This window comes from Granulicella sp. L56 (genome assembly GCF_009765835.1).
Lineage (GTDB): Bacteria > Acidobacteriota > Terriglobia > Terriglobales > Acidobacteriaceae > Edaphobacter.
In genome coordinates, this window is the sequence record NZ_LMUS01000001.1 from 1232986 (window position 1) to 1252707 (window position 19722).

The following is a 19722-nucleotide window of genomic DNA, read 5'->3' on the forward strand; positions in this document are numbered from 1 at the left end:
CCTGCGATTTACGGCCACTGGTCCCTGCAAAACCAAGATTCGTCATGGTTAGTGCAAATGTTGCTGCAAGCCATTTCGGTCCTATGGCTTCGATCTTCGGCAAGTCTTCGTCTAAAAATCCTCGACGCTGATCGGCAAATAGAACGAAAAGACTGACCCTTGCGATGGCTGGCTTGTAACCTCAATCGAGCCTCCGTGAGCTTCCACAATCGCCTTTGCGATGGCTAACCCCATCCCCGTGCCCTGCACCCGATAGCGTTGTCCCTGCCCCCGGTAAAACTTGTCGAAGACCATCATGCGCTCAAAATCATCAATCCCAGCACCGCGGTCCGCAATGCTGGTCATAAGCTGGTTCTTTGCTATCTCGGCGCTGATAAAGATAGGACTACCCTCCGCCGAATACTTCGCCGCATTTTCAAGCAGATGTTGAATGACTTTGCCGATCCGCTCGAGGTCCATTTCCACCAAGGGCAGTGAATCCGGTAACCGGATATCGACAGGATGCGTCCGAAGCTGAGGCTGTATTGCGTGCAATGCAAGATCCACGGCCTCTCGTATCGAATGCATCTGCATATCCAGCTTGATATCGTGTGCGTCCAGCGCAGCCATCTCCATTGCCTGGCCCACCAGCCGGTTCAACCGTTCAGCCTCCTCTTCAATCACCTGCATCATCTCTCCGCGCTGTTCTTGATCAAGCAGGACATTGGAGCGCAGCGTCGTAATTGCAGCGGTAATGGAAGTCAGAGGAGTCCGCAATTCATGCGCCACAGCGTCCAGAAGCGCGTTCCGCAGCCGCTCACTTTCGCGAGAGGCTTCCACCCGGGTAAGCGTCTCCATCGCACCGGCACGTTCGATGGCGATGGCCGCCAGTCCGCAAACCGCATCCAAAGCCTCCGGTGACGGCCCTATGCCAGTGATCCCCACGGCACCAATCGGCTGTGTCCCCAACAAAATAGGCGCCAGGGTAACTCCGCGCGTCTCATCCCGTCGATGATCTCGCGTAAAAGCAGTATCACGAAGCTCTGCTGCCGTTACGTCCATAAAATTCGGATGTGACCTGTAGACCCTGTCCTTCTCGCGGAGATAAACAGCGGCACCAGCAAGACTGAAGGTAGCTGCAATCATCTGCGGCAACATATTTAGCAGATCGATAACATTGCCCGTCACCAGCATTTGCTGGCTGAATTCGTAGAGCCGCTCTGCCTCCCGTTGGCGGAAGTGCGACATCTTCGCCTCGCGGCGCGCACGCTCCGCCAGTTGGCTGGCGACGATCCCAGTCAGTAGGAACGCGAGGAGCGCGATCCAATTGCGCGAGTCGCCAATCGTAAACGTATGAACCGGCGGCAAAAAGAAGAAATTCAGTGCAGCCGATGACAAGATCGAAAGATAGACCGCATGGCGAAGCCCCCAATTTGCGGCCACTAGTAAGATGACCATCAGAAAGGTCAAAGCCACAGTCATCTCGTTTGCGTGCACCCACCGGAAGTACACGGCTACAATGGCAGCAATCACCACGGTCGAGACGCTATATCGCAGCACGCTGTAGATAATCGATCGTCGCACACCCATATGTTAGACCTATGACCACTCGCGAACCATCAAACGGTAGCACAAAGAGCCCGGAAGAATGGCTGGAAAAAATTGCGCCTGAAAAGACCCGTGGCACCTTTAAACTCTTCCTCGGCTACGCGCCCGGCGTTGGCAAAACCTATAACATGCTCAGCGAAGCCATCCGCCGCCGCCAGCGCGGTGAAGATATCGTTGTCGGCGTAGTCGAAACTCATGGGCGTCCACGTACGGCTGAACTTGCCGAGCAGCTTGAGCAAGTTCCTCGACAGAAGATCGAGTACAGAGGGGTCGTCTTCGAGGAGATGGACCTCGATGGAATCCTCGCCCGCAAGCCGCAGATCGTTCTCATCGACGAGTTAGCTCACACCAATATCGAAGGCAGTAAGCACCGCAAGCGATACGAAGATGTTCTTGATATTCTCGCGGCGAATATCGATGTGCTTGCGACAATGAATGTCCAACACATCGAAAGCGTTGCACCCACGGTGCAGAGCGTCACCGGGATCCAGATTCGCGAGACCGTGCCTGACTGGCTCGTTCAGCGCGCCGACGAGATCGTCATGGCCGATCTCACCCCCGAGGCCCTGCAAACTCGAATGCGGCGCGGTGATATTTACGGAGTTGATCGTGCCGAAAAGGCCCTCGCCAACTTCTTCCGCCGCGGCAACCTCATCGCCCTTCGTGAATTAGCGCTGCAGCATGTCACCAAAGCCGTAGACCGCACCCTCACTGCCTATATGGATGCAAAGCGCATCCAGGAGCACTGGGCCGTTCGAGAGCGGGTTGCCGTCTGCATCAGCTCCAACAGCGCCTCTCAAATACTGATTACCCGCGGCGCGCGGATATCGGAAGGCGTCGGAGGCGAACTCTTCGTCCTGCACATCGACACAGGCAGCAGCGATGAAGAACAGAGCACGCTTGCCGCGAACATGCAGTTCGCACGCAACCTTGGAGCACAGGTAACTACCATCAAAGGCACGAGCGTCGCGCACGCGGCAGCCGAGTTTGTTCGCGAAAAACGCATCACCCACATCATCTTCGGCAGAACCGCGGTCAGCGGTTTTCGCAAATATCTTTACTACTGGGCAATTCAACACTTCCTCTCAGAAGCGCCAAGCGTGGACGTCCATATCGTGACACAGCATCGGGAGCGGGAATGAAGTCGATCGATCGGGGCCAACCAGCAAAGATACTTATTGTGGACGATGAGCCGCAAATCATCCGAGTGCTCCGCACCGCGCTCTCCACGCAGGGCTATGTAATTCGCATCGCAGGCAATGGCGTTGAAGGTGCGGATATCGCTCTTGAGTGGAAGCCGGATCTAATCATCACCGATGTCTCTATGCCAGAGATGAATGGGGTAGAGCTCTGCCGGGAACTTCGCACCAACTCCGATGTACCCATCATTGTTCTCTCAGTCCGCAATAACGAGCGCATGAAGATTGAGGCGCTCGACGCCGGTGCTGACGATTATGTGACCAAGCCATTCAGCATTCAGGAATTGCAGGCTCGTGTCCGCGCCCAGCTCAGGCGCAACCTGAGCGAAGCCCGCGAAGTGCAATCCATCATCGATCTTGGCGACTTTCGCATCGATATCCCGCAACATCGCGTCACCGTCCGCGGTAACGATGTTCATCTCACGCCAAAGCAGTTCGATCTTCTGGTTTATTTTGCGCAGCATGCAGGAAACGTGCTGACCCATCGCGCACTCCTTCAGGCAGTATGGGGTGTCAACGCCGACCAGCCGGAGTATCTGCGCGTCAGCATTGGCCAGTTGCGAAAGAAAATCGAAACATCCGAAGAACCCCGGTATATTCTCACCGAGCCATGGGTCGGCTATCGCTTTCGTCCTACCGGCAGCGACGACCTGTAGCCATCTTTACGAACTCTTTATAAATTCCCTACGGACTCTTTACGGCAAACTCGATGAAATAGCTCTGGGGCATCAGGAATAGGCCCCAGGAGAGTTTTATGCTGAGCCTCTTGTGTGGCGTGGCCACTTACATCGTGACATTTGCTCTCATGATGTTTTGCCATCGTTACCTGAAGGCTCGGCGAAACGCCAAGCGAGGTTCTTCGCCAACGCGTAGGCCAAAAGAAAAGACCAGATTCGATTCAGATAGGTTCTGCTTCCTCCTGTTATGTGTCGCACTTGCATTCGGGAAGGCAGCAACACGTCCGTAGAAGTTTTATATAGTCCGCTCAAGTAGCGGACTGGATTACAGAAAGGAATTGCCCATGTGGGACCTCGGATGCATCGCAGCAAGCATAGCCTTCTTCGCCATCGCCATACTCTACCTCTTCGGTTGTGGACGTCTCGATTTCACGGAGCGCAAATAAATGCTTGAAACTCTCTTTCTCTCGCTCGTCTCTCTCGCTCTTTTCGTCTATCTCGTCTATGCGCTTCTGCGCCCCGAAAAATTTTAAAAGGGAAGTGCTTCAATGACCGCTAACGGCTGGCTACAAATCTTCTTCTTCTTCGCTCTCGTCCTCATCTGCGCGAAGCCTCTCGGCATCTATATGGCCCGCGTCTTTGAGCGCGAGCGCACCTTTGCAGATCCTCTCCTGCGCCCATTCGAGCGCCTCATCTATCGCCTTACAGGCATCGACGAAACACACGAGATGGGCTGGAAAGAGTATGGCGCCGTCATGCTGCTTTTCAGCCTCGTGACCATGCTGGCCACCTACGCAATAGAAAGGCTGCAACACTTCCTGCCACTCAATCCGCAGCACCTTGCGGCAGTGGCACCCGATCTCGCCTTCAATACGGCTGCGTCCTTCACGACGAATACCAACTGGCAGTCCTATGTCCCCGAGGCGACGATGAGTTACCTCACCCAGATGGCAACTCTCGCATATCATAATTTCTTTTCTGCGGCGGTCGGCATAGCGCTGGCCATTGCCTTCATACGCGGCATCGCGCGTCGCGAGTCGAAGACCTTGGGCAACTTCTGGGTCGACACCACGCGCGCATCCCTATGGGTGCTTCTGCCCACCTGCTTCATCTATGCCCTTCTTCTCGTCTCTCAGGGCGTCATCCAGAATTTTCGCCCCTATGATCAGGCGAAGCTTGTTCAGACGCAGACGGTTACGACCACTGGCACAGATGGCAAGTCCACAACGCAGACTGTGACGACGCAAAACATCGCACAAGGCCCGGTCGCATCGCAAGAAGCCATCAAGATGCTTGGCACCAACGGCGGCGGCTTCTTCAACACCAACAGCGCTCATCCATTTGAAAATCCCACACCATTTTCAAATTTGCTGGAGATGTTATCCATCTTTCTTATCCCTGCCGGACTGACCGTCACCCTGGGCAGAATGGTGCGGTCCCCCGCCCATGGATGGGCCGTATTTGCCGCCATGTCTGTGCTCTTTTTCGCTGGTGTTGTCATTGCCTACCATGCTGAGGCAGCGCCAAACCCGTTGCTGCACACCGCGACGATGCACATTGATCAACACACAACCGCGATGCAACCCGGCGGCAATATGGAAGGCAAGGAAGTCCGCTTCGGCATTGCCAACTCCGCTCTCTTTGCCACCGTCACCACCGACGCCAGTTGCGGAGCCGTCAACGCCATGCACGACTCCTTCATGCCCCTCGGCGGTCTCGTCCCTCTAGTGAACATCATGCTCGGCGAGATCATCTTCGGGGGTGTCGGATCGGGCATGTACGGCATGTTGATCTTCGTCATCCTCTCCGTCTTTATTGCAGGCCTGATGGTCGGACGCACTCCGGAATACCTCGGCAAAAAGATCGAATCCTTTGACGTCAAAATGGCCATGCTGTACGTTCTCATCTTTCCTCTCTCCATCCTCGGCTTCACCGCAATTTCATTGATGATGCCGAACCTCGGACTCTCCGCGCTCGCCAACACCGGTCCGCATGGCCTCTCCGAGATTCTCTACGCCTATACCTCGGCCACCGGCAACAACGGTTCTGCATTCGCGGGCCTCAGCGCTAACACGCATTGGTATAACTTATCGCTCGCCGCGGCCATGCTGATCGGTCGTTTCCTGATGATTGTCCCCATGCTCGCTGTCGCAGGCAATCTCGCGAAGAAAAAGCTGGTGCCTCCATCGGCCGGAACCTTCCCGGTGCATACACCCCTTTTCACTGTACTTCTGGTCGGAGTCATCCTGATCGTCGGCGCCCTCACCTTCTTCCCGGCGCTCTCACTCGGACCTCTCCTCGAGCACTTGCTCCTGCAAGCCGGAAAAACCTTCTAAGCGAGAAAGAAAGAGATCATCATGGCAAATACACGTAAACGCTCTCTCTGGGATACAAAAATCGTTCGCCGCGCTTTGGTCGATGCGCTTGTCAAGCTCAGTCCGCGAACCATGATGAAAAATCCCGTCATGTTCGTGGTCGAGATTGGGAGCGTCATTACATCGATCTATCTCTTCCGCGACATTGTTGCTCACAATCACACCTTAGGCTTCGACCTGCAGATCACTCTCTGGCTGTGGTTCACCGTGCTCTTCGCCAACTTCGCCGAAGCAATGGCGGAAGGTCGCGGCAAAGCGCAGGCCGATGCTCTGCGCCGCGCCAAATCTGAGACCACAGCAATGCGCCTTCTGCCAAACGGCAAGAGCGAAGAGGTCGCCAGCTCTCAGCTTCGTGCCGGAGATCTCGTCTTCATCATCGCTGGCGGCATGATCCCCGGCGATGGCGAAGTCATCGAAGGCGTAGCATCCGTAGACGAATCCGCTATCACCGGAGAATCTGCTCCTGTCATCCGCGAGGCTGGCGGTGACCGCTCCGCCGTCACAGGAGGCACACGCGTTCTCTCCGATCAGATCAAAGTGCGCATCACCTCCAACCCCGGAGAGACTTTCCTCGATCGCATGATCGCTCTCGTCGAAGGCGCCGAGCGCCAGAAGACGCCCAATGAGATCGCGCTCAACATTCTTCTCGCTGGACTCACCATCATCTTTCTGCTCGCGGTCTTCACCCTGCAGCCCATCGCGATCTATTCCAGTGCTCCACAGACTGTCTTTGTCCTCATCTCGCTGCTCGTCTGCCTTATTCCAACAACAATCGGTGGCCTGCTCTCTGCTATCGGCATAGCAGGAATGGACCGCCTCGTTCAGCACAACGTCCTTGCCATGTCCGGTCGCGCCGTAGAGGCTGCTGGCGATGTCAATACATTGCTGCTCGACAAGACCGGAACCATCACTCTCGGCAATCGTCAGGCAGCGGAGTTTATCCCCGCACCTGGCGTCAGCAAAGATCAACTCGCCGACGCGGCACAGCTCTCATCGCTTCCCGACGAAACCCCGGAAGGTCGCTCCATCGTCGTCCTCGCCAAAGAGCTCTATGGCCTGCGTGGTCGCGAGTTCAGCGAGCTGCAGGCTGAGTTTGTTCCCTTCTCCGCGGTCACTCGCATGTCAGGAATCAATCTCGATGGTCGCATCATTCGCAAAGGCTCTACCGATGCGATTGCAGCCTTTCTCAAAGAAAACGGCGGCAGCCTCCCCGACGAAGTCCGCGCAGCCGTCGAAGTGGTCGCTCGCAGCGGAGGCACGCCACTCGTCGTCGCCGAAAACCGTCAAGCCCTCGGCGTGATCCATCTCAAAGACATCGTCAAAGGCGGCATGAAGGAGCGCTTTACCCAACTCCGCTCCATGGGCATCCGCACTGTCATGATCACCGGTGACAACCCTCTCACCGCTGCTGCCATCGCGCGAGAGGCAGGCGTCGACGACTTTCTCGCCGAAGCCAAGCCGAAAGACAAGATGGATCTCATCCGCCGCGAACAGGCAGAAGGCAAGCTGGTCGCCATGACCGGTGACGGCACCAACGACGCACCGGCCCTCGCACAGGCGGACGTAGGCGTCGCCATGAACACCGGAACCCAGGCCGCCAAAGAGGCAGGCAACATGGTCGATCTCGACTCCAACCCAACCAAACTCATCGAGATCGTTGAGATCGGCAAGCAGCTCCTCATGACACGCGGGGCGCTCACCACCTTCTCCATCGCCAACGATGTTGCCAAATACTTCGCCATCATCCCCGCGATGTTCGCCGCAACCTTTCCGGTGCTCAACGCGCTCAACATCATGCACCTCAAGACGCCACAGTCGGCCATCCTTTCGGCCGTCATCTTCAACGCGCTCATCATCGTCGGTCTGATACCGCTCGCATTGCGAGGCGTCGGCTACAAAGCCATGTCAGCCGAGGCGCTTCTCCGCCGCAACCTGCTCATCTATGGAGTCGGCGGCATTGTCGCTCCCTTCCTCGGCATCAAGCTCATCGACATTGTCATCACGGCCATTCATCTGGCTTAAAAGGATCACTATGCGCCGCCATCTTATTACTGCGATTCTCTATACCGTCGTCACCACCATCATCTTTGGCGTGATCTATCCATACGCCGTAACCGGTGTCTCGCAACTCCTTTTCAAAGACAAGGCAAACGGACAATTGATCTATCAGCACGGCCAGCTTGTCGGCTCTCGCATCATCGGACAGACCTTCTCCGTTCCGGGCTATTTTCACTCTCGTCCCTCAGCCGCCGGCAACGGCTACGATGCAGCAAACTCCAGCGGTTCGAACTATGGCCCCACCAACAAGAAGCTGATCGACCGCATTGCCGGGGATGCAGCCACGGCGCAGACAGACCATCCAGATGCCGAGGTTCCCGTCGATCTCGTCACAGCATCCGGTTCCGGCCTCGATTCCGACATCACACCTGCTGCTGCGGAGTTTCAAGTTGCACGCATCGCCCGTGAACGTAACCTTGACGTAGGCGTCGTCAGGCAGCTCGTAGCCAAGCACACTCTAGGGCGGCAGTTCGGCTTTCTCGGCGAGCCGCGGGTCAACGTTCTCGAACTCAACCTCGATCTCGATGCGAGAGCGCCCATCGCTGCAAAATGAAAATCGAGAACGCAAGGCCAGCGATGCTCGTTGCAAACCACATGAGATTACGCGCGCTTCCGCACTACCCATGTGGTCATACAACGAGCACCCTGCACCACCGTAGTCTTCAAGGGGTCCACCAGTTCCCCGTCTAACTCTTTCGTCAACTGCATCAGCAACGCTTCGTCCACCAGATACCACTCCATTCCGCTCGACATCAGGAACCTCCGGCCAGCGATTAGCTTAAAAGAGTGGATGGGATCGGTCCCAATCGTTGAGGCCAGGCGGCAGAACAGCATCCCGCCGGGTCGCAGCCTGCGCCACATCGAATACACCATCGCTTCAAAGTGAGCATCGTCCCGCGCAAAGTGCAGCACCGCGTTCGAGATGACCACATCCACAAACTGATCCGGAAATGACATCGCCTCGACCGTCTCCACGCGGAAGTTCTCAGCCGGAAGATTCGGTGCCAGCTTCGATGCCACGGAACGCAGATGCTCTATCGCTTCGGCGCTCGCATCCACGGCAAACACCTCGTAGCCTTCGCGCAAAAGGTACACCAGATTACGGCCCCCGCCACAACCTGCATCGAGCACCTTCATTCCAGGAGCGATATTTCCCCGCAGCAATTGGTCGAATAGATAGATGTCAATGTTGCCGAACTGCTCCACCAGCTTCGTCATGGAATTCCCACCGGCTAAACCCGCGCCGGAACCTTCGCCTTCAACCGTTCCACCACCATGGGAGGCACCAGCGCCGTTACATCGCCGCCCAGTTGAAAGACCCCTTTGATCAGCCGCGAACTGACATAGGTGTACTTCTCTGCCGGCATCATGAATAGCGTTTCCAGCTCGGGATCGAGCTTGCGGTTCATCATCGCCATCTGAAACTCGTACTCGTAGTCCGAGATGGCTCGAATCCCCCTGAGCACGGCCTTGGCACCCTGCTGACGGGCAAACTCCACCAACAGGCCATCGAAGGTCATGACCGACACATTCTTGAAACCCGCCACCGCTTCGGTGATCATCTCTTCGCGCTCGGGAACAGTAAACAGCGGCGTGCCCTTCTCGGAGTTGCGCAGGATTGCCACGACCAGATGGTCCACAATCTTGGCTCCTCGCGCAATCAGGTCAAGGTGTCCGTTCGTAAGCGGATCGAAGGTTCCGGGATAAATCGCCTTTACAGTGTGCATACCATCCAAAGCATACGTTGCCGTCGTCTTTCAGGCCAAATGTGCCAGACACAAAGTGGAGCGGCAAGAAAGCACGTCATCTCGACCGGAGCGCAGCGCAGTGGAGAGACCCCTGTATTTCGCCTTTGCTGTTGCCTGTTTTCACTCACTGCCGCCCAAACAGTCTTAAGAAGATACCGGCAGCTAAAGAGCTGCCGGTATCTTCTTAACTTTTTCTGGCAATCATTTCTTGCCGCGAACGATGTCCTTTGCCTGCGCCTCGCCATTGGCCGGAGCAGCAGGAATCTCAACATCGGAGCTGGCACCGGAGATTCCGAGCTTTTTGCGCAGTTCGGTATCCACGCGGCCAAAAACTTCCTTGTTCTCCTTGAGGAAGTTGCGGACATTCTCGCGGCCTTGGCCGATACGCTCGCCCTGATAGCTGTACCACGCGCCGCTCTTGTCGACGATGTTGTGCAGCACTGCCAGATCGAGCACATCGCCTTCGCGGGAGATGCCTTCGCCGTAAAGAATATCGAACTCGGCGTCGCGGAACGGTGCGGCCACCTTGTTCTTCACGATCTTTACCTTGGTCCGCGAGCCAACCACACTATCGCCGTCTTTCACCGCGCCAATGCGGCGGATATCGATACGGACGGAAGAATAAAATTTCAGCGCCTTGCCGCCAGTCGTCGTCTCCGGGTTGCCGAACATCACGCCGATCTTCTCGCGAATCTGGTTGATGAAGATCAAACAAGTCCGCGACTTCGACACCGTTCCCGTCAGCTTGCGCAGCGCCTGGCTCATCAGCCGCGCCTGCAGACCCATGTGCGAGTCGCCCATCTCGCCATCGAGTTCGGCCTTTGGAACAAGTGCCGCCACCGAGTCGACCACCAACACATCAATCGCATTGGAGCGGACCAGCGCTTCGACGATCTCCAGCGCCTGTTCGCCATAGTCGGGCTGGCTGACCAGCAGGTTGTCGATGTCCACACCGAGTTTACCCGCGTAGGCAGGGTCGAGCGCGTGCTCGGCGTCCACAAACGCAGCCAGGCCGCCAGCCTTCTGCGCCTCTGCAATAATTTGCAGCGTAATCGTCGTCTTACCCGAAGACTCCGGCCCAAAGATCTCGATGACGCGCCCGCGAGGCACGCCGCCTACACCCAGCGCGGCGTCAAACGAGATCGACCCGGTAGAGATGACCGAGATCGGCACCACGTCCTTCGACCCCAGCCGCATGATCGAACCCTTGCCAAACTGCTTCTCCAGCCCCGCAAGGGCCAACTCTATTGCTTTGCTGCGGTCATCTGCCACGTATATCTCCTCGGGTAAAGTTCAAGCCGGATTCTAGCATCTAAATTAGAAAAAGCAAATAAAAGGCGAACGCCGGTCTTCCTGCCGCTTCCCCAAAGTCGTCCCGACGCTAGTTTTCAGAGGGCATCTCGACGTGATCGACGACCAGGGTCTCGACCGGACCTTTTGTTGCCTTGAGCTTCAGTCCGAGCTGCTCCTGCAAGGCCGTATAGATCGACGGCCCGGCGTTGGCCTCTGAGCTGGGAACCGTATCCGAGGACCACTTCATCGCAACATCGAAGTTGCCCGCAAGCCCAGTCTTATCAATCACGGGGCGATGCACCTGGCCTTCCAGGGAGCTCGCCAAAGACGCCATGCTGATGCCATGCGCGGTAAGCTGAACACCGCGATCGCTGCCTTGAATGCTGGTGCCTGTATCGTTGCCCTTTTGATCTGCCGAGCGTTTGAACTTCGGGCCGTTGGAGACGACGACCAGCTCGAAGACGGGAAGAATTCTGGTCTCGATGCGGGCCTTCAACTGAAAGCGCTCGGCAAGAATAGGCAGCATCATCGATCCCCGTTGCCGTCCGGTCAGCTTCCGGATCGCGGCTGCGTCGGGTTCGACGATCTTCGCCATCACATCGAAATGCGCGGAGTCGATCGGTCCCGGCACTCCGGAGATCAAATCTTTCCTGATGCCATAGGCCTCTTCGAGAAGGCCCTTCACCGTGATGTTCTTAGCGTTGTAGGTGTCCATATTGGACTCAATGTCTAACGAGCCGCTGCCGGATTTATTCGGCTTGATGGCGACCACATCGTACGCAGGAAGCTTCGCGACTGCACTCGCAGGAGGTACCGAACCACTCTGTCCCCACGCACTCGACATGGCGACGGATACGGCAAGAGCGAGCAGCAGAAGCCCTCTCCTGCTATCCGGCTTGTATGCGACACGTTCGGTCATTCTCTGGGCCATCTTCTCTCGAATGAACATCCCCTACCGTTTGAGCAGATCGATTGGCTCATTCACATCTTCGATCCTGAAGTGCCCGGCGAGCGCTGGATGCCGCTTTTCCACCGCCTTGTACATCTCCCAGGCGATGCGGCGATAGCTGAAGTGGCCCGCAACGCCGGAACGGAGTTCAGAGATATAAAGTACCTCGGCGAAGTCCATCTTGAACATGGATCGGCAACGAGTGCCCAGCGGAAGAACGTACTGAGCCGACTGCGCCGCCTCGAGAACGCCGGAGTCGCGAAGTTGACGATAAGCCGCAAAGGCTGCGTCCATAGCGGCGTTGTAGGGAGCTTCGAGGTTAGCTTCAGCGAGGCTGGGCTGACCGGGGCAAGTTGGCTCTTCGTAGCCGTGAGCGTCGGTGAAGGCTTGCAGGAGCTGGACGCAGCGGCGGTGGCGGTGCATGTCACGGAAGCCGCCGATGTCCATGAGGATGTCGAAGCGGAAGCTGTGCCCAGAGCTGAAGGCGCGAAGCAGCTCGTCATGCGGGCCGCGATGTTTGGTGCCGAGAGCCAGCAGCTCGGCGCGGCGAGCTTCAGGCAGCGCGGCGACATGGCTGCGGAGCTGGCGATAAGAGTAGTGGCAATGCGGATAGAGCAGCGATGTGGCCAGCTCAACCTCGAGCGGTTCTGCATCGTCGAGCAAGTCGACCACCGGCGCTGGATCGATGGGCTGATTGGCCATCAGCTCGGCGGCTGCCGCAATCAACTCCGTTCGGCTGGCGGCTTGATACTGGTTTGCGGTGGCGTATTTGACCAGCGTGGGAGCGGTCTTTACGGGACGGAGAAGAGCTTCGGTGAGACGGTCGCCGCAGGTCGCATCGACCGAGCCGATCTCGTCGCAGAGCACCTTTGCGGCGCTGTGCTGGACGTTCCACGCTGGCTCAGTGGCGGCGATGCGCAGCTTCTCGGCGATCTGGCGGATCTCGGCGTGCTCGCTGGTGAGCAAGCGCGAGACCTGCGTCTCCAGCGTGCGTGCGTTGACGATCTGGCCGAGCGAGGTGTTGGTCGCAAGCGGCAGCAAATAGCGAGCTACGTCGAAGGCGCGTGCCTTGAGCGTGCGCTCGTAGGCTTCGGGTTTCATCTCCTCGGGCCGCGCAATGGCGGACTTGAGGGCTTCGAGCATTCCCGCGCCGATGCTGTCGTAGGCGGCGAAGAGGGCTTCGACGGCGGCGGTGAACTTCGGCGTCTCTGCGCCGAGGTCGGGCGTAAACCAGCCGGAGCGGCGGAAGTTCTGGTAGCGCGTCGAACGTTCCTGTCCGTCCCAGCGCTGTTCGTCGACCAACGCGATGGCGGCGAGCAGCGAGAGGGGCTCGATGGCGAAGGGAATGTGCGCGAGGTCGGCGATGGAGCGATGACCGTATTGGAAGTAGAAGGTGTTGAGGAACTGCTCGGCGCGCTGCGAGCTGATCTCGGCCAGCGACTCCTTCATGGTGAGCGAGGAGCGCGAGTATTTGGCCATCGCGTAGGCGAGGACTTCAGGATCTGCTCCGTGGATGGCGTAGACGTCTGTTTCGGAGGGCTTGGTCGCGTTCTCTGACATGGTGAAACTCAGAATACTTCACCCTGGGCACCAAGCCACAATCAGGCATCTATCTTATTGATGACAAATATCCTTGACACGACAGACCATCGGCCTTATCCACTTCCTGCCGGACACTGGCGCATGGCACAGCGCTGGAGCGATCTGCTGTTTGCGCATTGGCCGGTTGCCGTCGAGGAGATCGCTGCTCTGCTTCCGCCGGGGCTTACCGTCGACAGCTTCGACGGATATGCATGGGTAGGCGTTGTACCTTTCTGGATGGATCGGGTGCGGACGCGAACCGCTGGCGAGAGCACGATCGTCGTTCCGACTACAGGCCACTTCTGCGAGTTGAATCTGCGGACCTATGTTCGCTCGAAGGTGACGGGACTGCATGGCGTGTTCTTCTTCTCGCTCGATGCGGCCAGCGTATTGGCTGTTCTGGGTGCAAGGGTGCTTTTCCATCTGCCGTACTTTCTGGCCAGCATGCGGCGGCAGATTAGAACCAATGGCGCGATTGCGTACGAGAGCAGACGTCTGCTGACTCATCGCAGCGCTCGCTTCCGGGCGCGGTATCGCGGACTGGGAGAGGTTGCGGCTCCATCTGCTGTTGGCACTCTCGAACATTTCCTCACCGAGCGGTATTGCTTGTTCACCTCGCACAAAGGGCGCGTGCTCGTGGGAGATATTCATCATCTTCCGTGGCCGCTCGAGGCAGCGGAGGCCGAGATCGAGATCAACGAGCTGCCCGCAGCGCATGGGATTGCATTGCCAAACCGCGCTCCGGTGCTGCACTTCGCGAGAGAACTGCATGTGTACCTCTGGCCGTTGCGCGAAGATCAGGCGACCGCTTTCGTATAATGCGGTAGCACCGACATACGGAGGTTCATGAGCATTCTCGCTGGTCGCATCGCACTGATTACAGGAGCATCCCAAGGAATTGGGCGCGCCTGCGCGCTGGAGTTGGCCAAGGCTGGAGCAACGGTCGCGCTGGCTGCGCGAAACGTGGAGAAGCTAGCCGAGGTTGCCGCTGAGATTGCTGCTGCGGGTGGAACGGCTCAGGCTTTTGCACTGGATGTTGCCAGCGAAGAGTCGATCAAGGAGTGCGCCAAGGCAGTGATCGCTCAGTTCGGCGCGGTTCATATTCTGGTGAACAATGCGGGCATTACTCGCGACATTCTTTCGATGCGGATGAAGCGGAAAGACTGGGACGACGTGCTGACGACGAACCTGACCGGCTCATTTTTGATGACGCAGGCGGTGATGCAGTCGATGGTGAAGGGCCGCTGGGGCCGAATCATCAATGTCGCCTCCGTCGTGGGCGAGATGGGCCAGGCAGGACAGGCCAACTATGCCGCGTCGAAGGCCGGCCTGATCGGGCTAACCAAATCGCTGGCGCGGGAGCTGGCCAGCCGGACAATTACGGTAAACGCCGTCGCTCCGGGATACATCGAGACGGCGATGACTTCCATCCTGACCGATGCCCAGAAGGCTGCCATGACCGAGCATATTCCGCTAGGCCGGGTTGGGACGGATATCGAGATCGCCCATGCGGTTGCGTTCCTGGCCTCGGAGGAGGCTGCATATATCACCGGGCATACGCTGGACGTGAACGGCGGGATGCACATGGGGTAGGTACCCCCTCCCCCGGTGTACTTTTAGCCCCAAAGTCTTGATTCCAGAGACTTTAAAATTCAAAGTCTTGATGTAAAACGACTTACGTTCAAAACATTCTATCTAAATGAGTTAGGCCCAGCAATATCCGCTGGGCCTTGTTTCTGTACCACTTCCATTCTAGTGAATGGAGTGGAGCTGTTTTGCAATCGCTATTTCGTTTATTTTGTTTGGGTTAGGTGGTTTTGGGGCTTGACAGGGATTTTGCTGGGGAATTTGGTGGTTTAGGGACAAAACAACAGCGATACATAGTCGTTTCGCCCTGCGTGCCGCACCTAAAACAAGAGGGTTTGGCCTAATGGTGTGCTACCTTGCTATGTAGTAATCTTCATAGCAAGATTCGACGATGTCAAGGGCGACAGGCCTAGAGAGCCCGAGTGTAAGCCAAATTGCAATCGCCCATCGTTTCGAACGAGGTCCGATCATGAATGAAGCCACTGCGATTCCCGTTGTACCTGCGTTCTCTGGGGACACTCTCGCGCCTGCAGGAACAACTCCTGTGGCTGTGCGCTGGACGCCTCTCGGCCGTTTCGGTTTTCGCTTCGCCTTCTGCTATCTCCTGATCTACGCGTTCGGCTGCTGCGGCACGCTGGACCTGCTTCCCCAAATTGGGAGCTATATCTCCTGGGGGCTCGCCTTGGCCGTGTTAAAACCGGCCGAGTGGCTGGTGCAACACCGCTTCCACGTCACCGGCGTCGCCGCGCACCTGCATCCCTCCGGCTCAGGGGATCGCCTCATCGACTGGGTAGCGCTGGGCGTGATGCTTGTCTACGCTTTGGCCGCCGCGCTCCTCTGGACCGCTATAGACAGACGCCGTCTCGAATACCGGACCGCAGCTGCGTGGCTACGTTTCCTTCTGCGCCTCACGTTGGTCTCCGCCCTGGCTAGTTTCGGTTTCGTGAAGCTCTTCCCTCTACAAATGGCTCCGCCGTCCTTAGCTGTGCTCAATGAGCCGTTGGGCAACACTTCGCCCAACACGCTGCTTTGGACACTCATCGCGCTCCACCCTGGCTATGAGATGATCTGCGGCGCCGCTGAGGTCGCGGCAGCGGTCCTGCTGTTTTTTCGCCGCACGGCGCTTACTGGAGCGCTGCTTGCAGGATTCGTCACGACCAACGTTCTGCTCTTCAACGTGTTCTTCGACGTGCCAGTCAAGATCTACGCGGCCCATCTGCTGCTGTTCTCCATCGCCATCACGGTTCCGGACCTGCGGGCCCTGTTCGACTTTTTCTGGCGACGCAAACCAGCCGCCCCCACAGGAATCTGGGTCCCTCCAACCGAACGCCGCAGATTCCGCATCGCTATTGTGGTGGTTGAGCTGATGCTGCTCGCGCACTGTCTACCTTTCGTGCTGATGTCCTACAGAAGAGATGTGCGGCAGCGTGCCAACCTTCGACACCCCTCGCCACTCAGCGGTCAGTGGCACGTCGACTCCGCCACCCTTACGGCTGACGGTCAAACCACATCCAAATCAATTCCTACCGGGGAGGGCCTGCCCGTGATCGACATCTTCCTGGAACCCAGCGGCCACGTCATGCTTCGCGACTCGTCCGGGGTTCTCTGGCGAGCCGATTTCAAGGTCGACGACAAAAAGCACACGCTATATCTGTTCCAAGAGGATCATTCAATCCTCTACAACCTCACCGCGCCCGATCCGGCTCATCTGGTGCTGACGCCGACGGGTGAGCACGCCTCCGCCGATGGTACCTTGCATCTCAGCCGTATTCCGTTGCCCAGCCATTATCCATTGCTCGACCGCGGCTTCCATCTCATCAATGAATGGGGACTGGAGCGTTGAGCAAGCGATAAGGTCACCTGCACCCGGGTAGCACTGAATAAATGATGAGATTAACGGCGGACTACACTAGGCGACTCTCTGGAAATTGCTGTCCGAGTTATTCCGCCCGCAGCACTACCGCAGGATCGACACTGGCGGATTTTCGGGCCGGTAGAGCTACGGCCAGCGATGCGGCTGCCAATAAGCCGACTGCAGCGATGGTTAACGAGGGCAGGACGCCTCCGCCTACTCCGGCAAATGCGTGGGCCAGCAGGCGCTGCATCAATATGATGACGACGATGCCGACGCCCAGCCCGGTTCCAACCATGCCCAGCATGTCCTTTACGATCAGGCGGGCGATCTGCCAGCGCTGCGCGCCCATGGCCATGCGAATGCCAATCTCGGCCGAGCGCTGCGAGGTGGTGTAGCTGAGCAGGCCGTAGATTCCGATGGCGGCGAGGAGCAATGCCAGCCCGCCAAAGAGCGAGAGCAGCCAGACCAGCAACTGCCGTGCGCCGAGCGACTGGCTCACGAGACTGTTCAGCGTCTCCACGTTGAAGACCGCTACTGTGGAATCCACCGACTGCACCGCGTTTGTCAACGAACTTTGAAATACCTGTGGGTTGCCCTTGGTGCGCACCACGAAGGTCGCCATGGGTGTGGGTTGCTGCTCGAGCGGCAGGTAGATGACGCCTTTGTTTTCATCTACCTCGAGCGAATCGCGGCGCACGTGTCCGACCACGCCCACGATCTCTTTTAGGGGTGCTTTCGGTCCCGGCCCCCAGCGCAGATGAGAACCGAGCGGGTTCTGTCCGGGAAAGTAGGCGCGAGCCAGCACATCATCGATCACGACTACCTGTGGCGTGTCGGCTCGATCTGCTTCTGTAAACCAGCGGCCTCTCATTAATGGAATCTGCATCGTCGCCAGATAGCCGGGCGAGGCCGCCTGGTCGTCGGCATGAGGGCCGGGTTCTCCCGCCTGGAGTGGCTTTTCCTGAATGCTGAAGCTGCCCGACCAGCAACACTGACCGGAGAAGGGCACATACGAGGATGCAGCGACAGCGGCCACGCCGGGCTGCTGCTGGATGCGCGAGAGCACGTCTCTGACGAAGGCTGCCTGTTTCACGCTGTTGTCGCGATAGTCAGTTCCGGTAAGGGTAACCGATCCGGCCAGGACGTTCTCTGAGCGAAATCCGGGATCGACGTGTTGAAGTTGCCGCAGGCTTACGAGGAACATGCCGGTGCCAGTGAGGAGGATGAAGGCGAGAGCGATCTCGGTGCTGACCAGTATGGTCCGCAGCCGCTGGCGCGACGCGCTGTCGGTCACACTTCTGCCGAACTCTCCGACGCGCTGCATCCGCGCCACCTGGATCGCAGGAATGATGCCGGCGAGAAGAGCAGCCAGCAGACTGAAGCCTATGGTCGCCGCCACCAGTCGCGGATTGCTCTGGACGACGAAGCCGTCCGCCAGATGGCTCGGAATCGCGAGCAGAAGGAGCCTGCCGATCAGAGGGCCGGTGAGCACGGCGATGATCGCCGCACCGATCGCCAGCAATACGGTTTCGACCAAAAACTGCGAGGTGATCTGCAGCATGGACGCGCCCAGCGCGGTGCGGATGGCGAGCTCGCGCATCCTTCCCGCGGTGCGGGCGAGCAGCAGGCCCGCCACGTTGGCGCAGGCTATCAGAAGGATGGCGGCCACCACGATGAACAAGGCGAGCAGCGGCTTGCGCAGATCGCCTGCGGCGTCCCTGGTCCAGGGCTGGGCGAACATGCTCCAGCCGGAGGTTTCAGCAAAGTTGTTGTTGCTGCCTCCCTCATTTCTGATCTCCTCCATACGCTTCTGCGCGAGCGCCGCGTTGAACTGCTCGACACTGACGCCGGGCTTGAGGCGGACGGCGCTGTCATATTGCTCGTTGAAGCGTCGGCTCGGCGCATAGTCGTCGGGCGCGAGGCCGACGGGGACCCAGACATCGCGGCTGCGAGGCCAGTCGAAGTCGCTGCGCATGACACCGACGACGCGGTAGGTCTGGCCGTCCATGATCATCGATTTGCCGATAGCATCGGGCTGGCCGCCGAAGATTCGCTGCCACGCCGCGTAGCTCAGGACGACGACATAGTTCGCGCCCTTCTGGTCCTCTTCGGGCGAGAAGACGCGGCCAAGGATGGGCTGTGCGCCGAAGACGCGGAACCAGTCACGGCTGACGGTGGCTGCCTGTAGATGCTCTGTTCCGCCCGTCGTCGTCATGTTGAAGCTTCCCGGCTGGCTGATTGCTGCCGAATCCACCACTTCTGTGAGCGATTGGGCATCCTTGAAGTCAGGCACCGAGACCCCGATGCTGGGCAGGTTCAGTTTCGTATAGCGGGTGTGGAAAGAGACTACTCGCTCGGGTTGGGAGATGCCCGCCGGGTGCAGCAGGACTGCCTGGACGACGCTGAAGATCGCCGTATTCGCACCGACTCCGAGAGCCAGCGTCAGCACTGCCACCACCGTAAACGTCGGAGCATTTCTCAGTTGGCGCAACCCGTAACGAATGTTCCCCAGTATTGACTGCATTCCGTCTTCCCTCCCCTGCGCGATCACAACGTTAGATACGCAATAGAAAGCACGTTGGCTGCCTAAACTGATGGCCGCTATCTCCTTTTGTTGCAATACTGCTTTGCGGAGCGGCCGGCCTGGGCTGTCCGGCTTTGAACATCTCTGGCCGGATTTGGACAGGAGCGCGTCATTTTCGGCGGATAAGCTAGCCTGAGGGATGGGTTTACTGAAGGGATAATAGTTGGCTGGCTAATGTTTCCTGTGGTTCGAAGAGGGGCTGGGGTTCAAGTAAAAGTTAAGGTTTGGC

General features: G+C 58.0%; 16 protein-coding genes. 9 read left to right on the plus strand and 7 right to left on the minus strand.

The annotated features are described in order from the left end of the window. Positions 1-111 precede the first annotated feature (111 nt). Positions 112-1563, minus strand: coding sequence for an ATP-binding protein (locus GSQ81_RS05150; protein WP_158909594.1), 1452 nt, complete (start codon positions 1561-1563; stop codon positions 112-114). A 17-nt stretch (positions 1564-1580) separates the two neighbouring features. Between GSQ81_RS05150 and GSQ81_RS05155 the strand changes: the two genes are divergently transcribed. From GSQ81_RS05155 to kdpC, 6 genes are all read left to right on the plus strand, one after another. Beyond that, entirely contained in the window at positions 1581-2729 is a 1149-nt protein-coding gene (locus tag GSQ81_RS05155; protein ID WP_158909595.1) for a histidine kinase, read from the plus strand. Further along, positions 2726-3442, plus strand: a complete 717-nt coding sequence (locus tag GSQ81_RS05160; protein ID WP_158909596.1) for a response regulator transcription factor — start codon at positions 2726-2728, stop codon at positions 3440-3442. The genes GSQ81_RS05155 and GSQ81_RS05160 overlap by 4 nt, the downstream gene beginning before the upstream one ends. 467 nt (positions 3443-3909) lie before the next feature. After that, entirely contained in the window at positions 3910-3996 is an 87-nt protein-coding gene (gene kdpF, locus GSQ81_RS20325) for a K(+)-transporting ATPase subunit F (RefSeq protein ID WP_158909937.1), read from the plus strand. A 15-nt stretch (positions 3997-4011) separates the two neighbouring features. Then, positions 4012-5799: a potassium-transporting ATPase subunit KdpA gene (kdpA, locus tag GSQ81_RS05170; RefSeq protein ID WP_158909597.1), complete on the plus strand. Its 1788-nt coding sequence runs from the start codon at positions 4012-4014 to the stop codon at positions 5797-5799. 21 nt (positions 5800-5820) lie between these two features. Then, complete coding sequence (gene kdpB / locus GSQ81_RS05175; protein WP_158909598.1) at positions 5821-7860, plus strand: potassium-transporting ATPase subunit KdpB; 2040 nt, start codon at positions 5821-5823, stop codon at positions 7858-7860. Between the two features lie 10 nt (positions 7861-7870). Beyond that, positions 7871-8449, plus strand: a complete 579-nt coding sequence (gene kdpC / locus GSQ81_RS05180; protein ID WP_158909599.1) for a potassium-transporting ATPase subunit KdpC — start codon at positions 7871-7873, stop codon at positions 8447-8449. Positions 8450-8496: 47 nt separating this feature from the next. On the opposite strand, the gene GSQ81_RS05185 is transcribed toward kdpC, so the two are convergent. The 5 genes from GSQ81_RS05185 to GSQ81_RS05205 all read right to left on the minus strand — a co-directional run bounded on the left by GSQ81_RS05185 (position 8497) and on the right by GSQ81_RS05205 (position 13446). After that, complete coding sequence (locus GSQ81_RS05185) at positions 8497-9114, minus strand: bifunctional 2-polyprenyl-6-hydroxyphenol methylase/3-demethylubiquinol 3-O-methyltransferase UbiG (RefSeq protein WP_158909600.1); 618 nt, start codon at positions 9112-9114, stop codon at positions 8497-8499. Positions 9115-9128: 14 nt separating this feature from the next. Beyond that, complete coding sequence (gene coaD, locus GSQ81_RS05190) at positions 9129-9623, minus strand: pantetheine-phosphate adenylyltransferase (protein ID WP_158909601.1); 495 nt, start codon at positions 9621-9623, stop codon at positions 9129-9131. Between the two features lie 222 nt (positions 9624-9845). Then, a complete protein-coding gene (gene recA / locus GSQ81_RS05195; protein ID WP_158909602.1) occupies positions 9846-10916 on the minus strand; it encodes a recombinase RecA in 1071 nt (356 codons plus the stop codon). 109 nt (positions 10917-11025) lie between these two features. Next, positions 11026-11868, minus strand: coding sequence for a TIGR03435 family protein (locus GSQ81_RS05200; RefSeq protein WP_254059997.1), 843 nt, complete (start codon positions 11866-11868; stop codon positions 11026-11028). Positions 11869-11889: 21 nt separating this feature from the next. Then, positions 11890-13446 (minus strand): FAD-dependent thymidylate synthase, encoded by a 1557-nt coding sequence (locus GSQ81_RS05205; protein WP_158909603.1) that lies wholly within the window; start codon positions 13444-13446, stop codon positions 11890-11892. A 60-nt stretch (positions 13447-13506) separates the two neighbouring features. Between GSQ81_RS05205 and GSQ81_RS05210 the strand changes: the two genes are divergently transcribed. The 3 genes from GSQ81_RS05210 (at position 13507) to GSQ81_RS05220 (ending at position 16897) form a co-directional block, all read left to right on the plus strand. Further along, on the plus strand, positions 13507-14286 hold the full coding sequence (locus GSQ81_RS05210) for a YqjF family protein (RefSeq protein WP_158909604.1): 780 nt from the start codon (positions 13507-13509) through the stop codon (positions 14284-14286). 27 nt (positions 14287-14313) lie between these two features. Beyond that, positions 14314-15060: a 3-oxoacyl-[acyl-carrier-protein] reductase gene (fabG, locus tag GSQ81_RS05215; RefSeq protein WP_158909605.1), complete on the plus strand. Its 747-nt coding sequence runs from the start codon at positions 14314-14316 to the stop codon at positions 15058-15060. Positions 15061-15523: 463 nt separating this feature from the next. Further along, entirely contained in the window at positions 15524-16897 is a 1374-nt protein-coding gene (locus GSQ81_RS05220; protein ID WP_158909606.1) for a hypothetical protein, read from the plus strand. A gap of 97 nt (positions 16898-16994) precedes the next feature. Here GSQ81_RS05220 and GSQ81_RS05225 read toward each other — a convergent pair whose 3' ends face one another. Continuing rightward, on the minus strand, positions 16995-19433 hold the full coding sequence (locus tag GSQ81_RS05225) for an ABC transporter permease (RefSeq protein ID WP_254059998.1): 2439 nt from the start codon (positions 19431-19433) through the stop codon (positions 16995-16997). Between the last annotated feature and the right edge of the window lie 289 nt (positions 19434-19722).

Coding starts and splice junctions, on each gene's coding strand:
- GSQ81_RS05155 (WP_158909595.1), top strand. CDS start 1,581: ATGACCACTCGCGAACCATCAAACGGTAGCACAAAGAGCCCGGAAGAA.
- GSQ81_RS05160 (WP_158909596.1), top strand. CDS start 2,726: ATGAAGTCGATCGATCGGGGCCAACCAGCAAAGATACTTATTGTGGAC.
- kdpF (WP_158909937.1), top strand. CDS start 3,910: ATGCTTGAAACTCTCTTTCTCTCGCTCGTCTCTCTCGCTCTTTTCGTC.
- kdpA (WP_158909597.1), top strand. CDS start 4,012: ATGACCGCTAACGGCTGGCTACAAATCTTCTTCTTCTTCGCTCTCGTC.
- kdpB (WP_158909598.1), top strand. CDS start 5,821: ATGGCAAATACACGTAAACGCTCTCTCTGGGATACAAAAATCGTTCGC.
- kdpC (WP_158909599.1), top strand. CDS start 7,871: ATGCGCCGCCATCTTATTACTGCGATTCTCTATACCGTCGTCACCACC.
- GSQ81_RS05185 (WP_158909600.1), bottom strand. CDS start 9,114: ATGACGAAGCTGGTGGAGCAGTTCGGCAACATTGACATCTATCTATTC.
- coaD (WP_158909601.1), bottom strand. CDS start 9,623: ATGCACACTGTAAAGGCGATTTATCCCGGAACCTTCGATCCGCTTACG.
- GSQ81_RS05200 (WP_254059997.1), bottom strand. CDS start 11,868: ATGGCCCAGAGAATGACCGAACGTGTCGCATACAAGCCGGATAGCAGG.
- GSQ81_RS05205 (WP_158909603.1), bottom strand. CDS start 13,446: ATGTCAGAGAACGCGACCAAGCCCTCCGAAACAGACGTCTACGCCATC.
- GSQ81_RS05210 (WP_158909604.1), top strand. CDS start 13,507: ATGACAAATATCCTTGACACGACAGACCATCGGCCTTATCCACTTCCT.
- fabG (WP_158909605.1), top strand. CDS start 14,314: ATGAGCATTCTCGCTGGTCGCATCGCACTGATTACAGGAGCATCCCAA.
- GSQ81_RS05220 (WP_158909606.1), top strand. CDS start 15,524: ATGAATGAAGCCACTGCGATTCCCGTTGTACCTGCGTTCTCTGGGGAC.
- GSQ81_RS05225 (WP_254059998.1), bottom strand. CDS start 19,433: ATGCAGTCAATACTGGGGAACATTCGTTACGGGTTGCGCCAACTGAGA.